Origin of the sequence: Shinella sp. H4-D48, from assembly GCF_022637395.1 — a bacterium.
Lineage (GTDB): Bacteria > Pseudomonadota > Alphaproteobacteria > Rhizobiales > Rhizobiaceae > Shinella > Shinella sedimenti.
This window is the reverse complement of record NZ_CP093338.1, coordinates 252277-267713: the sequence shown is the minus strand read 5'-3', so window position 1 is coordinate 267713 and position 15437 is coordinate 252277. Positions and strand designations below refer to the sequence as shown.

Here is a 15437-nt window from a genome sequence, read left to right as displayed (position 1 = left end):
GGGAACAATGCCATGATCTGGTCAATGAAACCGGCTGCCCCGGAGGAGCTCGTCCTTCCCCGGGTCCTGACAGTCATTGTCGAACGAAGGCGGGCGATCCTTGCCTGTCTTGCCGCCGGTGTCGCCCTTGCGGTGATCGGTTATCTCGACCAGCCGTCCCGCTACGGTGCGGAGGCGGTGCTGGCGCTCGATATGCGCAAGTTCCAGGCGCTGCCGACGGAATCGGTCGTTTCGCCGCTGCCGCAGGAAAGTCCGGTGCTGCGAACCGAGGTAGACATCATCAGTTCGCGTTCCATGGCCGAGCGGGTTCTCGCCCTCCTGCAGTCTCAGGGCATCGATGCCGCCAAAGGCTTCGGTCTCACAACAGAAAATGCAACCGGTCAGTCGGCCTCCGGGCGTGTGAACCGTGTGGTTTCGGACCGGCGCGCCCTTCTCGACAGCCTCATGTCCGGGGTGCGCGTCACCAATGACGGCCGTTCCTACACGATCTATGTCGCTTTCACAGGCATGGAACCGGAATTCACGGCCGCAGTCGCCAATGCCTATGCCGAAGCCTACATCAACTATCAGGTCGATGTGCAGACGACGGCGACACGGCGGGTCAGCGACTGGCTCGGGACACGCCTGATCAGCCTGCGTAGCGAGCTCGAGCGCTCCGAACATGCGGCGACGGTGTTTCGCGAGAAGTCCGGCGTCGCCAAGTCGAACGGTACAACGCTGCTCGCTCAGCAAATTGCTGGGCTGAATAACGAACTTGCGCGGCTGAGGGCGCAACTCGCCGGCTCGCTCGCGCGTCTTGCGACCGCGGTCGACATGTCGGATGGAAAAGCGGGTCTAGCCCTTCCCGAGGTTCTGAATTCGGCAGCGATCCAGCAGTTGCGGACCGAGGAGGCGCGCCTCAAGCGCCAGCTTGCCGCGATCAGCGAAAGCGGCGCGATCAAGAATCCGCAAATCCCGGAACTCACCTCGCAGCTGGAGACAATTCAGAAGCAGATCGACGCGGAGGTGGAACAGATCGTTGACAGCCTGCGTACGGAGATAGAGGTGGCGCGGCGCCAGCAGACCGGGCTGGAGGCAAGCCTGAAGCAATTGCAGGCCGAGATGTCGAACGCCAACGATGCACTCGTGCAGGCTGACCAGCTTGACCGCGAGGCCAGCGCAAACCGGGCGATCTACGAGAGCTATCTCACGCGTTACAAGCAGACGATCGAACAGGATGGCATTGCGATGGCCGAGGCGCGCATCATATCGCGCGCCGTGCCGTCTGCGTCGCCATCAAGCCCGAGCGCTCCCGCCTGGCTCATGGGCGGTCTGGTTTTTGGCCTCGCCGGCGGCGCGCTTGCAGCCCTTCTTCTCGAACTTCGCGCCGGATACCTGCGCCGCGCCGATCCGGAGGAGGGTGGTTCCGGCATTCTGGTCATCGGGCGCATCCCCGAGCTTTCCGCATTGCAGCGTGCCGGTATCGGCGATCTTGTTCGCCATGCCCGCGAGCCGTTTGCCCACGCCATTGCCGACATTCAAAGCCGCCTGCGCCTTTCCGCCCGACCCGGCCAAGTGCCGGTCATCGCGGTAACATCGGCCACCTCCGGACAAGGAAAGACGCTCGTCGCGTCCTGCCTTGCCCGCTCCCTTGCGGCCACCGGCCTGCGCACGCTGTTGCTTGACGCTAATCTCACCGCGCCCCGCGTAGCCGCCGAGTTCTGCGCGCGCCCGTCGCGCACCGTGGATACAATCAGCGGGCGCGAAGACTTGGAGATCGGCGACTTCGTTCGCCACGATGGTTCCTCGGGCGTTGATCTGATCTGCGCGGGGACGTCTAGCGGTCCCGCCGAGCATATTCTCGGGCACGGCGGCTTCGCGCGTCTCCTGGCCGCACTGAGAAGTGCCTACGACGTAGTGGTAATCGACTCCACAGCGGTGTCAAACGGTTCGGGTGCGCTGCTGGTTTCCGCGCTTTCCGACCGGACGATCCTCGTCGTTCCCGAAAGTGTCGAACGCGCAGATACCGACCGCGCCATTCGCAAATTCGGTATGGCCGGTCTCACGATCGACGGTCTCGTCGTCAATGGGGCGTCGCGCGCCACTCTGGAGCGCAGCAATGTCGTTTCCTTTGCGAACGATTATGCAGGTTCAGCCGCTGAAGCCCGGAAGCGTATGGAAATGCCCACCGACATGCCTTCGATTGTCGGGTTGTGAGGTTGAATGCAATGGCACATATTCAAGCTGAACACTGCAACGACCAACACTTCAGATGGCGTTCCCTCCTTCAGAAGGTCTGCGCCTTTATCCTGCTCCTCGTGGCTGCGGTTGTGCCGGCAGGCGCGCAGGGACAGGATTACAAGGTTACGAGTGGCGATGTGCTGCGCATCACCGTTTATGGCGATCCGGGACTGAGCGGGTCCTTCCCCATCGGCACTGACGGCACGATCGGCTATCCGCTGCTTGGCAATGTCGCCGTCAATGGCAGGCCCGTCGAAGAGGTTCGCCAGGCCATCGATGCCGGACTTAAAGAGCACATCGCAAACCTGTCGGTCGCGGTCGTGGTGGAAACCTATGCGCCGGTTTTCGTCGTTGGCGAAGTCCAGAGACCGGGCCGCTATGAGTTCCGCCCCGGCATGATCGCGCTCGAACTCTTTGCGCTCGGCGGCGGACAGAAGGAGGTGCTTGCGCGGGGCGACAACGCCGGAATACAACTCGCCGGCCTGCGGCAGGAATATGCCGATCTCGGTGCACAGCTTCTGGGCCAGGACGTGAAGCGAGTGCGACTAGAGGCAGAGCTCAACGGGCAGCCGTTCACCTATCGTCCGAACGACGAAATCGGCACGCCGGATCCGCGAATCGTCAATCAGATCGTGGAAGCCGAACGCACAGTCTTTGAACTTCGCCGCACGACGCTGGAAGCCGAGTTGAAGAGCCTGGAGCAGCAGCGGGCCGGTTATGTCGACGAGATCGAAACGTTGGAACAGAGCGGCAAGCTGCGCAATGGCGAGCTCACCTTGCTGGATGAGGACGTCAAGCTCGCACAAAGCATGGTGGCGCGGGGATTGACCTCGAAGACCCAACTGAGGGACAAACAGCGGGAAATTTCCGCGACCAACCGCGATGCGCTGGAATTCGGCTCCTTCCTGGCGCGCGCCCGACAGAACCTGACCGTGATCGATAGCCGCCTCGGGTCGTTGCGCGAACAGCGCCGGGGAGAAGTCGCAGTGGAGCTGCGCGAACTGAACATCGATATCCTGCGCCTTCGCCGCAAGATGAACTACAACCTGCAGGCAATGGCCGAGGCCGGCATCGCGATCGAAAGGAAGGGCGGCGCGCGACAGACGGCATTCCGGTTTTCCGCAGTGCGGCTGGTCGACGGAAAGTACCGCGAAGTGCCGGTGGGCCAGACGGATGCGGTGCGGGCAGGCGACATCCTTCGGGTCAGCCTTGCCCTTGATACGGGCGACGTGGCGGAACGCTGAGATACTATCGCCAGACCTTGGCGAGTAGAGAGCGCATGCGCGACATCGTATCGGGCCGATGCAGTAGGTAGCCTAGCGGCGGCAGTACAGCTGTCGCCGGTGCCATGCTAAAGGCGAGCATCAGCAGCTTCCACGCTTCCCCGTTTCCCCTGAGCACATGTGATACTGCCGACCAATAGGCGCGTTCTGCTATGCCACGTCGGGCGCGGCGACGTAGCATCTCCGCTCCATCGAGCCATCGTCCTTCATGATAGAAGAAGCTCTCCGCAGCGTCCGCCGTATGGCGGATGTGCAGGATCTGGTGCGCCCAAAGCTCGGTCGAGCGGTTGGCGTCGTGCGAACGGATGCCGGCCTGAACGCAATCCAGCTCGGCAACGGTTCCGTGCAGCGCAAGGCGCAGCCAGAGTTCGTAGTCGTCGCTATGCGGCAGGGTTGGCCGGTAATGGCCGGCACGCTTCTGAGCGCTCGTGCGCACGATAATGGACGGTCCGGGTATCTGGAAGACACCGAGGCGGCAGAAGCGCTCGATGAAGGCTCTGCCTGTCATCAATCTGACTGGGGGACTGGTCGGCTGTGGCTCGATCTCTGGGATCGGAACATTGCCTTGAATCGCCACATCACGGCCGTAGCAGAAGGCGATACCGCGATCTTGTTCCATGACGGTGGTCGCCCTGTGTAGCGCGCCCGGCACCAGAAAATCATCCGCAAAGAGCAGGAGAAAGTAATCGGCTCGCGCCCAGTCGATCCCGGTATTGAAGGAGGCGTGGGGACCGAGGTTTTTCGGGCGCAGCAGCAGCTCGACACGTCGATCCGCGGCCGCAAGGCGCTTCGCCACATCGGTGCTGTCGTCCGTCGAGGCGTTGTCGACGATCAGGACTCGGACCTCGGCCATATCCTGCGACAGCACGCTGTTCACGCAGGCCTCGAGATAGCGGCCGTAATTGTAGTTGGGGATAACGACGTCAACGCTTGCCATGGCTCATGCTCCTGATGCGACGAGAAACCGTCGCAGACGGCGTGCGCGATTGCGGCCTGCATTCAGCAGGACGTGGAGTTCGGTGAGAAATGGATGGCGCGTGGCGAGAAGCCCGATCAGCCAGCCCCCGCCTGCAAGAAGGACCGTTGCAAGTAAGACGAGGAGGCCCCCTTCCTCATGTCCGGGCAATGCAATCAGCGCGACAGGCCCGATCAGCGCGAAACCGGTCACGATCGCGCTCGGCATCAGCGCTGCCACAAGGCTCGACAGGGAGAAGCGCACGTGACGATGCACGAAGGCCAGCGCAATGATCATCTGGAGGGGCAGCGAGACGAACTGGCTCCACGCCATAGCCATCACGCCGTAGAGGCTCGCGGTGCAAAGGATGCCGGCGGCAAGGCAGCGCGAGACTAGGCTTGCAAGGAAGGCGTCCCTGTTGCGGCCAAGCGCGAGCAGAAGCGGTCCCGTGACGATGACGGGCAGCCAGAAGACGGCAGCGAGCGCGAGCACACGGACGAGCGGCACGGCCTCCGTCCATTGCGGGCCAAGCACGATCCCGACGATCGACGGGGCGAGGAAAGAAATCAGCACCACGCCCGGCCAGTAGAGAACGGACAGATAGGCAAGCACGCCGAGATAGGTCTTCTCGATGTCATGCCCCTCCCGTACGCGGCTTGCCAGCGCGGGAAAGGCCATGCTGTAGAAGGCTGACATGATGATGCGGTCAGGGATGCCGCAAAGGGTGTTCGAGCGGTTGTAGAGCGCGACCGAGGTCATGGAGGCGATGCGCCCCAGGATCAACTGCGGCACGGTTTCGTGCAGGCGCTCAACCACGAGCGCTGCGCCCTTGAACAGGCCGAAGCTCAGCACTTCGCGCCAGCGCGCAAGACCCGGGCGAAAGATCGCCGCTGCGGGAAATGGTGAGCAGGTGACGGACAGGACTGCCAGCGTCAAGGATCCCGCGAGCATACCCCATGCGAAAGCTATGGGGCCGAAGCCGAGAGAGGCGAGGATGATCGTGGCCAGTGCGGCGGTCAGCGAAACCGCGGTTCTGATGCAGGCGAGAACCCCGAATCCCATTTCGCGTCTCAAAAGAGCGATGACGGGCTGGGCGAGCGCCTCGACGACGCCCGCCACCGCTGCCAGAGAAAGGAAAAACGAAAGGTCCGGAGCAGCATAGAAGCGGGTGATAAGATCAGAGAGGGCAACGAGGGCTGCCGCGATCACCACGCTGACCGCAACCTGAAGCGTCAGCGCAGTGCGAAGCGTCTCGACATCCACCGTGCCACGCTGGATGAGAAATTCGGACGTCACGAATTCGCGCGCGGAGAAGGCGACCACCGCGATGGCCAGGCCCGTGACTGCCTCGCCGATCTCCCCAGGTGTCAGGATGCGCGCCATGATCACCAGCACTGTGAAATTGATGAGTAGCGCGAAATACTGCTCGAGGGATGCCATCACATAAGCGCGTCGGACCATGCGGTTCACACTTTCGGGAAGGACTGTAGCCTTCCGGTCTCTGGATCATGGGCTTCACTTCGTTGGTTGCAAACAGTGTAGGCGCACGCGCAACGATGCCCACTTGTCCATTCAGCGTAGGGCATCCTGTACAAGTGGTAGGGCGTTGCCCCGCCGATCGACCAACACCTCTGCGAGAAGCAGATCCTCCTGCCGCCTGAGCTCGGCGCGGATCGCGATATTGTGGCGGGATATGGCGCTTTCGGCGGCTGTCAGGTCATCCAGAACGATGTCCACCTGCCGCAGGACCTGGTCCACGTCGAAGCACTCGATATGCTGGCAGAATTCGGCCCGATCGAACGCCGCCATCAACTCATCATTCTTTTCCGCATAGCCGAGCGAGAGCGTAGGCCGGCCGAGCTTGAGCGCGCAGAGCAGATTATGAAACCGTGATACGATGGCCATATCGACTTTCAGGACCTCGCCCATGACCGCTTGCAAAGAGGCGGTGCGGGTGGCTGAAAGGTGCCCCGCACCGTTTCCTTGCGGCAGGGTCGCAAGGATATCATCGAGCGCCTTTTCGTCAGCCCTGTCGCCCATGAAGAGGCGGACATCACGGCCGCCATCGAGGAGTCGGCGTGTGAGGGTCGCGATCTTTGCGATGTAAGTGGTGTAGATGGCATCAGCATTGGCATGGTCGCGCTCCCACCCTCGATATTGCATGACGCCAATTCCCACCGTCGCCGGCTTTTGCCGGTCACGTACGGCTCCGGATTGCGCCGGCTCCTGCAGCCCGAAGGCAAGATCGGGAAAGCGATGGTCGGAATCGGTGTCGATGCCCAGGCCCTGGACATAGCGCAGTGAGAAGTCGTCGCGGTAGGAGCGGTAGCTGGCCATGCGCGCGGCCGATGTGAGGAACCAGCGGCTGAGGCCGCCACGGATCGGGCCGGCGCCAATGCTGACGAAGGCAATGCGGGTACCGCGTAGCCGGGCGGCAAAGCACCACCAGTAGACGATGAAAGGCCAGCCGAAAGGCGCCTCCTGGAAGTCGTCGAGAATTCCCGTCCCCGGGATCACCATCACATCGACATCGCCCAGTATCCGCAGGATGGAGGCGAGGCCGAGCAACCGACCGATATTTCGTCCCAGCCTGCTGTCGAGCCAGCGCCGCGTCGGTGGGAAAAGGGCCGTGCGGGCGCGCAGCCCGGTCACGTCAAGCCTGAAGCGCTCGCGGATCGCCGCGGGATTGGAGCAGATGCACAACAGGGCCGCATCGGGACACGCGCTGCGCAGAAAGCCCAGCATCGCTTCCAGCGAGCCGTCATTTCCAGAGTTTCCGGACCCGAATTGCCCAAGCAAGGCGATTTTCATGAAATGTCCGCCGCTGTCGAGTGTAAGTTGAATGGACAGCCCAAGCGGCCGCACTATCGCGCCATGACGCAGTGCGGAAAACGCCGATGTTCGGCGACAGGACCTGCGCCGAAAGAGGTAGAAAACCGACCGTATTCTGCCAAGAGCCGCTTGCGCTCTCCAATGCCCACCTTCCCCAATCGCCCGTCCGGCTTAACAAGAGAAGCGGAGGGCTGCCCTTGAAGATCGCCTACTTCGTCCTGCCGCATCTCGGCGGAACCTACACTGTCTTCAGAAACCTGCGTGCTGGTCTGGCGCCGCACGGTATCGAGCTTTGCTGGCTCGGCCTCGTGCCGGTCGGACAGGGACTAGCACCGGGACTGGAACGGGAAGCCGCATTCGGTACGCTTGTCGAGGTGCCGTCGCAGGATGACGACAGGGTTGCTGCGCGCCTGATGGAGAAGGCAATCCTTGCCGGCGCGTTCGACGGTGTGGTGGTCAACGTACTCAGCGATCGCATACAGACCAATATCGTACGCTATCTTCCGGCTGATCTCCTCCGTTTGATGGTCGTGCACAACATCACGCCCGGAACCTACGCGGCGGCCGAGGTGATCCAACCCCATGTACATGCCACCGTCTGCGTATCGCAGCGCTGCCGCGACGACCTTGTGAAACGCCACCATTTTCCGGCCATGCGCACCAGCGTCATCGCCAATGCCGTTGCGATCGATGCCTTTTCTGCAACCGACCGGTCGCCGCGACCGATCGGGCAGGGGCTTCGCCTTCTCTTTCTCGGCCGGATCGAGGATGCCTCGAAAGGTGTGCTCTGGCTGCCCGATATTCTGACGCGGCTGCCGGCATCTTCTACCCTTACCATCGCTGGCGAGGGGCCGGATCTTAGGCGACTGAAGGCTGTCATGCCGGAGGATGCGCCGCGCGTCATCTACGCCGGACCCGTTGCGGCGCAAGCCGTGCCGGCGCTGCTGGCGCGCCACGACATCTTCCTCATGCCTTCACGCTACGAAGGTTTGCCGATGGCACTGGTGGAGGCCATGGCGGCCGGATGCGTGCCGGTCGCCTCGCGGATTCGCGGCGTTACCGAGATGATAATAGAGCATGGCCGTGACGGGTTGCTTTTCCCGGTCGGCGATACCGTCGGTGTTGCGGAGATCGTCCGCGCGCTGGACAAGGACCGCGCGCGACTCGGCAGCCTTTCGGCCGCTGCGCGCCGCAAGGTCGAAGGCGCATTCACGGTAGAGCGTATGGCGGCGGACTACGCCGCCATACTCCGCGGCGTCGCGGCAGACCCGCCGCCGATCGCGGCACCCCTTCCAATGGACGCGTGGTCGATGCCGCGCGGGCTGCGCGCCGGTCTGCGCACGTTCCTGCCGCGACCCGTGAAGAACTGGCTGCGGGGTATCCGGGAGCGGCTTTGAGCCATGTCTGAAACAAGGAGCAAATGGATGCAGATCATCGGCTTCACTATGCGGATCGTCTTCGTGCTGCTGATCTTCCTGGCCGGCCGCGTCATGCCCGCTGGCGCCGAGGCGCGCTTTCCCTTGCGCATCGCCGCTTCAGGCACGTATCTGGAGGATGCGGATGGAAAACCTTTCCTCATCACGGGCGATGCGGCCTGGTCGTTGATCGCAGATCTTCCGCCCGAGGATGCAGACCTCTACATCGCCGATCGCAAGGCGCGGGGCTTCAACACCATACTGGTCTCGCTGATCGAGCATGAATTCGCCCGCAACGCGCCGAACAACGCCGCCGGCATCGCACCTTTTTTGGCACCCGGCGATTTTGCGCGGCCGAACGATCACTATTTTGCCGATGCCGAGCATGTGCTCGACGCGGCACGTCGAGCGGGCATGCTGGTGTTGCTGGCACCCGCCTATGCCGGTGCGAATGGCGGGCCGCAGGGATGGTATACCAAGATGGCGGCAGCGGGGCCGGACGCCTTGCGCGCCTACGGGCGCTATCTCGGCAAGCGCTATGCTCGTTATCCCAACATTATCTGGGTGCAGGGCGGTGATTACGATCCGCCGGATCGTGCGCTTGTCGATGCGCTGGCTAAGGGCATTACCGAAGTTGCGCCGGGCGCTCTGCAGACCGTGCACGGCGATCGCGACAGCGTGACCGCTGCCTATTGGCCCGATGCGAAATGGCTGTCGATCGATACGGTTTACACCTATGACGATGTTGCCGCAGCCGTGCAGGGGCGCTATCGCGCCGGGCCGCACCGGCCGTTCTTCCTGATTGAAGCGCGTTATGAAGGAGAGCACGGGGTCAAGACGGAGGAAATCCGCAAGATCGCCTACGGCGCGCTTCTGTCGGGCGCAAGTGGCCAGGTTTTCGGCAACAACCCCGTCTGGCATTTCGGTGGCCCTGCGCTTTACGACACTCCGGCAGGCTGGCGGCAGTCGCTAGACAGCGAGGGAGCAAAGAGCATCGGCCATCTGGCGACCCTGTTCCAACGCTTTGATTGGTGGAAGCTGAAGCCCGACGACGGACGGTTTGTGCGCCATCTCGAGGGTGCGCCATCCGCTACCGCCCTATCCGCGGTCGCTGGCGATGGAACCTTCGCCGTCGCCTACATCCAGGGTGCGGTCGCGCTCGATCTCGACCCGACCGTTCTTGCGGCCGCGAGCGGCGCCGTCGAATGGTACGATCCCTCGACCGGTGCACTGGCCGTCGCGGAGCCCGAAGCCGACCTGAGGCGACTTGTGGTGCCGACGTCTTCGAAAGTATCTGACGCCGGGGACTGGCTTGTCGTGCTGCGGACGGATGGTGGCTTGCAGGACAACTAGATCGATTGATGCTTTAAGCCGGCTCTTGCATTTGCCCACCAAAATTCCTTATCTAGAGATGTTCTCAGGGCGGGGTGAAACTCCCCACCGGCGGTATCGGGTGAGAGCCCGGAGCCCGCGAGCGCCTTTCGCGAATGAAGGGGTCAGCAGATCCGGTGCGATGCCGGAGCCGACGGTCACAGTCCGGATGGAAGAGGACATGTCTGTAAACCCGCTCTTTCAGGGCGGTTGCAGGCCTGTTCGCCCAAGGGATGAATCGCCGGTACGGCAACCCTTGAAAGGCAATGAAATGGCACTCTCGAAAATTGAAGACGCAATCGCGGCCTTGGCGCGTGGTGGTATGATCGTGGTCGTCGACGACGAAAACCGTGAAAACGAGGGGGACATCATCGTCGCCTCGCAGGCGGTGACGCCGGAGATCATCGCTTTCATGATGAAACACGCCCGCGGTCTCATTTGTGTGGCGATGGAGGGCGAGCGGCTCGATGCACTCGACATTCCGCTGATGGTTCCCCAGAACACGGAGTATCTCCAGACCGCCTTCACCGTCTCCGTCGATTATCTTTCCGGCACGACGACGGGTATTTCGGCGGCTGATCGGGCGGTAACCGTCAAGGCTCTGATGGATCCCGCCGCACGGCCGCAGGATTTTGCACGACCGGGCCACATTTTCCCGCTGCGCGCCCATCCGCGCGGCGTGCGCGGCCGACCGGGCCACACGGAAGCCGCCGTCGATCTCGCGCGTCTCGCTGGCAAGGCGCCGTCGGGTGTGATCTGCGAGGTCGCCAACGATGACGGCACCATGGCGCGCCTGCCGGAACTGATGGCCTTCGCAGAGCAGCATCAGCTGCCGCTGATCACCATCGAGGATCTGATTAGCTTCATTGAGGCACGCCAATCCGGCGCGTCCGCGAACGCGGCTTGATCGGGTCTCTGGCTAAGTCAACGACGAAGGGCTTTGAACTCAGGGTGTCGGCTTGGTAAAAGGCCGACACTCTGAGCCTGAAGCGCAGCGGAAATTTGTTTCAAGATAAATTCTATAAAAAATATAGAATGCCTGTCCGGCATCGTTTTGGGATCATAATGTCTCGTCCAGTCAAACGGATGAGCCTTCATGAGCAAAACAATACGGTTCAATGCCTTCGAGATGAATTGCGTGGGACACCAGTCTCCCGGCCTGTGGCGTCATCCGCGCGACCGTTCCTGGGAGTACAAGGATCTCGACTACTGGACGGACCTTGCGAAGCTTCTTGAAACGGGGTTCTTCGAATCCGTCTTCGTCGCTGATGTCGTCGGCTATTATGATGTCTACAAGGGCAATCTGGACAACGCCCTGCTCCAGGGCGTGCAGATTCCCGTCAACGATCCGCTGCAACTGGCCAACCCCATCGCCCAGGCGACCAAGCATCTCGGGATTGGCATTACCGCCTCCACCTCTTTCGAACACCCCTACACATTCGCGCGGCGCCTTTCGACGGCAGACCACCACACCAAGGGTCGTGTCGGCTGGAACATCGTGACCTCCTACCTCGAGAGCGGTGCCAAAAATGTCGGGCAGGGCGGGCTTCGCTCCCATGACAACCGCTATGATGTGGCGAGCGAATATGTCGAGGTGCTCTACAAGCTCCTCGAGGGCAGCTGGGAAGAGGGCGCTGTTGTCAGGGACAAGGAGCGCGGCATCTTCGCCGACCCTTCGAAGATTCACGAGATCGGCCACAAGGGCAAGTATTTCGAGGTTCCGGGTTATCACCTGAGTGAGCCCTCGCCACAGCGCACGCCGGTGCTTTTCCAGGCCGGCGCATCGGGCGCGGGCAAGCAGTTTGCGGCAGGCCATGCGGAATGCGTCTTCATTTCGACACCGCTCAAGGATGCGACGCGGGCCTATGTGTCTGACATCCGCCAGCGCGCCGGCGCGCAGGGCCGGGATCCGAAGAAGGTCCTCATCTATGCAATGGCGACGATCATCGTCGATGAAACCGATGCCAAAGCACGGGCGAAATACGAGGAATATGTGAAATATGCTTCGTATGACGGTGCCCTTGTGTTGATGTCCGGCTGGACGGGCATCGACTTCGGTCATTACAAGCCCGCCGACACGGTCAAGAAGGTCAAGACGAACGCCATCATCTCCGCCGTCGAGCACCTGGCGGAAGGCGACAAGGTCTGGACGATCGAGGAACTGGCAAAATGGGGTGGCATCGGTGGGCTTGGGCCGCTGTTTGTCGGGTCCGCCGCCACGGTAGCCGACCTGTTGCAGGAATGGGTGGAAGAGACCGATATCGACGGCTTCAACCTGGCCTATGCCCTTGCGCATGAGACCTTTGCCGACGTGATCGGTTATCTCGTGCCGGAACTCCAGAAGCGCGGTGTCTATGCCACGGGCTACCGCGACGGCACGCTTCGCGAAAAACTCTTCGGCGATGGCCCGTATCTTCCTGAAAGCCACCCGGCCCATCGCTTCCGCGATATCGAACGGGTCAAGCGCGAGGAGGCGAATGCCGCCGCCGGCGAGGCTGCATGATGCCGGCCTAGTTCAACCGCGGCTGAAACCGCCAACCATTCCCAGCACACAGACCGGACGCCCCGTTACCGATGCGGGCGAGCGCGGCCGTGTGTGCGTCAGGACGAAATGAGGAGAATGATCCGATGGCCACATCAGCCGGTCCCGCCCTGGAAGTCAGAAATGTTTCGCTTTCCTTCAAGGGCGTCAAAGCGATCTCGGAGCTCTCGTTTCAGGTCGAGCGTCGTGAAATCTGCGCTCTGATCGGCCCGAACGGCGCCGGAAAGAGCTCTCTCCTGAATATCCTGAACGGCGTCTATATTCCGGATTCCGGTGAAATCGTCTTTGAGGGCGAGCACTTCCGGCGCATGCAAGCGCTCGAGGCCGCGCGGCGCGGAATCGGTCGGGGTTTCCAGAACAATGCGCTGTTTTCCGGCATGAGCGTACTGGACAATGTCATTGCCGGCTTGTCCCGCAAATCCCGTGTGACGCTGTTCGAGGAGGCATTCCGATTGCCGCGGGCACTCTCGCAGGAGAATGCGTTTCGTGCGCGGGCGCTGGATGTGCTCAAGCTGTTCGACCTCGAAAAACATGCCGAAACCGTTGTCGGCACCTTGCCCTATGGCGTGCAGAAGAAGGTCGAGATCGCCCGCGCCATTGTCGCGAAGCCGCGCCTGCTCCTGCTGGACGAACCGCTGGCGGGAATGAACGCCAACGAAAAGCAGGAGATCGCGGCCGTTATCGCACGGCTCAACAGGGAACTCGACCTCACCATCGTCCTCATCGAGCACGACATCGGCATCGTGTTGAAACTCGCCCACCACGTCGTCGTACTCGACTACGGACGCAAGCTGGCCGACGGCCCGCCGGAAACCATCCGCGACAACCCGGATGTCATCGCCGCCTATCTGGGTGCGCAACATGCGGAGGCCGCGGCATGAACATGTTCCTGGAAACCCTGATCGGCGGCCTGCTCGCCGGCACGATGTACTCCCTCGTCGCGATCGGCTTCGTGCTGATCTACAAGGCGTCGGGCGTCTTCAACTACGCCCAGGGCTCTCTGTTGTTGTTCGGCGCGCTCACTTTCGTCACGCTCACCGACCAAGGCGTGCCGGCGCTCGGCGCGATTGCCTTGACGATTGCCCTCTTGATCCTCACAGCCATCGCCATCGAAAAGCTGTTGTTGCGCCCGCTGACCAATCGCAGCCCCATGACGCTCTTCATGGCCACGCTCGGCCTCTCCTATGTCGTGGAGGGCGTGGCGCAGGGCATCATGGGATCGCAGGTGCGCGCCCTGAACCTTGGCATCGATGATCTGCCCATCTTCCTTGGCGATATCATGATCAGCCAGTTCGATCTCATTGCCGCCGCCGTGGCGCTTGCAATCGTCGTCGTCCTGTCACTGCTCTTCAATCGCACGCGTATCGGTATCCAGCTGCGGGGCGTGGCGGATGATACGCGCGCGGCCCTTTCGCTCGGTATCGATATCAACCGCATCTGGCAGATCGTCTGGGCGGTCGCCGGGCTGGTCGGCCTTGTCGCCGGCCTGCTTTGGGGCGCGCGCCAGGGGGTGCAGTTCTCGCTGTCGCTCGTGGTGTTGAAGGCGTTGCCGGTCCTCATCATCGGCGGTTTCACGTCGATCCCCGGCGCCATCGTTGGCGGGCTGATCGTGGGCGCCGGCGAGAGCCTGGCCGAAACCTATATCGGCCCCTATCTCGGCGGCGGCATCACGCCCTGGTTCGCATATGTGCTGGCGCTCGTCTTCCTTTTCATCCGCCCGGCCGGCCTGTTCGGCGAACGACAGATCGAGAGGGTCTGAGTCATGTCCGAGATCAACCTGCCCGCCGCTGCCGAACCCGTGGATTCCATCGGCCTCAAGGCGCTTGGTGTTGCGGCTGCAATAGCGGTGCTTCTTGCCGCCCCTTTCCTCGCTTCGGAATACTGGATCAACGCGATCATCGTGCCGTTCCTGATCCTGTCCCTCGCTGGCCTCGGCCTCAATCTCCTGACCGGCTACGCTGGCCAACTTTCCCTTGGCGCCGGCGCGTTCATGATGGTCGGCGCCTACGCGACCTTCTCGCTTCAGCTGCGTGTTCCCGATCTGCCGTTGCCGCTGGCGCTGATCGTGGCGGGTCTCATTGCGGGTGCTGTCGGGCTTTTCTTCGGCATTCCATCGACGCGCATCAAGGGCTTCTACCTGATCGTCAGCACACTGGCCGCCCAGTTCTTCTTCGAGTGGCTGTTCCTGAAGTTTCCATGGTTCTACAACGGTAACTCGTCCGCCACCATTGCGTTGTCGCGCGGCCTGTCCTTTTTCGGATTGGATGCCAACGGACCGCATGGGCGCTACTACCTGACGCTCGGCATCGTCGCGCTCCTGACGCTCTTCTCCTTCAACCTGATCCGCGGCCAGACGGGGCGGAACTGGATGGCGATCCGTGACATGGATACGGCGGCCGCAGTCATCGGCGTCCCGGTCTTCCGCGCAAAACTGCAGGCTTTTGCCGTCTCGAGCTTCATTCTCGGCATTGCCGGCGCGCTTTGGGCCTTTGCCTATCTCGGATCGGCCAGCGTTCAGAGCTTCGGCCTCACGCGCTCCTACCAGATACTGTTCATCATCATCATCGGCGGTCTCGGCACCATTCGTGGCGCCTATTTCGGCGCGGCCTTCGTCAGCCTTCTGCCGCTCGCGCTCGACTGGCTGTTCCAGCACGTCTTCAGCGGCCATGTCGATGCCGGCCTGCTTCAGAACATCCAGAAAGCCATCTTCGGCCTCCTCATCATCTGGTTCCTGATCAAGGAGCCGGAAGGGTTGGCGCGTCTGCTCGGTTTGCGGCGTGCGCAGGGCACGCGCCGCCGTCTCTTTCCATCTTGAAACC

General features: G+C 62.2%; 12 protein-coding genes and 1 riboswitch. Of the genes, 9 read left to right on the top strand and 3 right to left on the bottom strand.

Annotated elements, in window-relative coordinates; translation table 11 throughout:
- The first annotated feature begins 12 nt into the window (after positions 1-12).
- Positions 13-2196 carry a polysaccharide biosynthesis tyrosine autokinase gene (locus tag MNR02_RS18255; protein WP_241949410.1) on the top strand — a complete coding sequence of 728 codons (2184 nt, stop codon included), beginning with the start codon at positions 13-15 and terminating at the stop codon, positions 2194-2196.
- An 11-nt stretch (positions 2197-2207) separates the two neighbouring features.
- Positions 2208-3464, top strand: coding sequence for a polysaccharide biosynthesis/export family protein (locus MNR02_RS18250; RefSeq protein WP_241949409.1), 1257 nt, complete (start codon positions 2208-2210; stop codon positions 3462-3464).
- 4 nt (positions 3465-3468) lie between these two features.
- Here the strand turns inward: MNR02_RS18250 and MNR02_RS18245 are convergent, their stop codons facing one another.
- The 3 genes from MNR02_RS18245 to MNR02_RS18235 all read right to left on the bottom strand — a co-directional run bounded on the left by MNR02_RS18245 (position 3469) and on the right by MNR02_RS18235 (position 7269).
- Entirely contained in the window at positions 3469-4440 is a 972-nt protein-coding gene (locus tag MNR02_RS18245) for a glycosyltransferase family 2 protein (protein ID WP_241949408.1), read from the bottom strand.
- 3 nt (positions 4441-4443) lie between these two features.
- Complete coding sequence (locus MNR02_RS18240; RefSeq protein ID WP_241949407.1) at positions 4444-5898, bottom strand: oligosaccharide flippase family protein; 1455 nt, start codon at positions 5896-5898, stop codon at positions 4444-4446.
- Positions 5899-6030: 132 nt separating this feature from the next.
- Positions 6031-7269, bottom strand: coding sequence for a polysaccharide pyruvyl transferase family protein (locus MNR02_RS18235; RefSeq protein WP_241949406.1), 1239 nt, complete (start codon positions 7267-7269; stop codon positions 6031-6033).
- Between the two features lie 218 nt (positions 7270-7487).
- Here MNR02_RS18235 and MNR02_RS18230 point away from each other — a divergent pair, with 218 nt between their 5' ends.
- From MNR02_RS18230 to MNR02_RS18200, 7 genes are all read left to right on the top strand, one after another.
- Positions 7488-8687 (top strand): glycosyltransferase family 4 protein, encoded by a 1200-nt coding sequence (locus MNR02_RS18230; protein WP_241949405.1) that lies wholly within the window; start codon positions 7488-7490, stop codon positions 8685-8687.
- 27 nt (positions 8688-8714) lie between these two features.
- Positions 8715-10058 (top strand): DUF4038 domain-containing protein, encoded by a 1344-nt coding sequence (locus tag MNR02_RS18225; RefSeq protein ID WP_241949404.1) that lies wholly within the window; start codon positions 8715-8717, stop codon positions 10056-10058.
- 56 nt (positions 10059-10114) lie between these two features.
- A riboswitch (FMN riboswitch) is annotated at positions 10115-10261 on the top strand.
- Between the two features lie 86 nt (positions 10262-10347).
- On the top strand, positions 10348-10983 hold the full coding sequence (gene ribB / locus MNR02_RS18220) for a 3,4-dihydroxy-2-butanone-4-phosphate synthase (protein WP_241601361.1): 636 nt from the start codon (positions 10348-10350) through the stop codon (positions 10981-10983).
- Between the two features lie 189 nt (positions 10984-11172).
- The gene (locus tag MNR02_RS18215; RefSeq protein ID WP_241949403.1) at positions 11173-12579 is read left to right on the top strand and encodes an LLM class flavin-dependent oxidoreductase; all 1407 of its coding nucleotides are present in this window, start codon (positions 11173-11175) and stop codon (positions 12577-12579) included.
- 125 nt (positions 12580-12704) lie between these two features.
- Positions 12705-13499 (top strand): ABC transporter ATP-binding protein, encoded by a 795-nt coding sequence (locus MNR02_RS18210; protein WP_241949402.1) that lies wholly within the window; start codon positions 12705-12707, stop codon positions 13497-13499.
- On the top strand, positions 13496-14377 hold the full coding sequence (locus MNR02_RS18205) for a branched-chain amino acid ABC transporter permease (protein WP_241949401.1): 882 nt from the start codon (positions 13496-13498) through the stop codon (positions 14375-14377). Before MNR02_RS18210 ends, MNR02_RS18205 begins: the two co-directional genes overlap by 4 nt.
- A 3-nt stretch (positions 14378-14380) precedes the next feature.
- A complete protein-coding gene (locus MNR02_RS18200) occupies positions 14381-15433 on the top strand; it encodes a branched-chain amino acid ABC transporter permease (protein ID WP_241949400.1) in 1053 nt (350 codons plus the stop codon).
- The last annotated feature ends 4 nt before the right edge of the window (positions 15434-15437 follow it).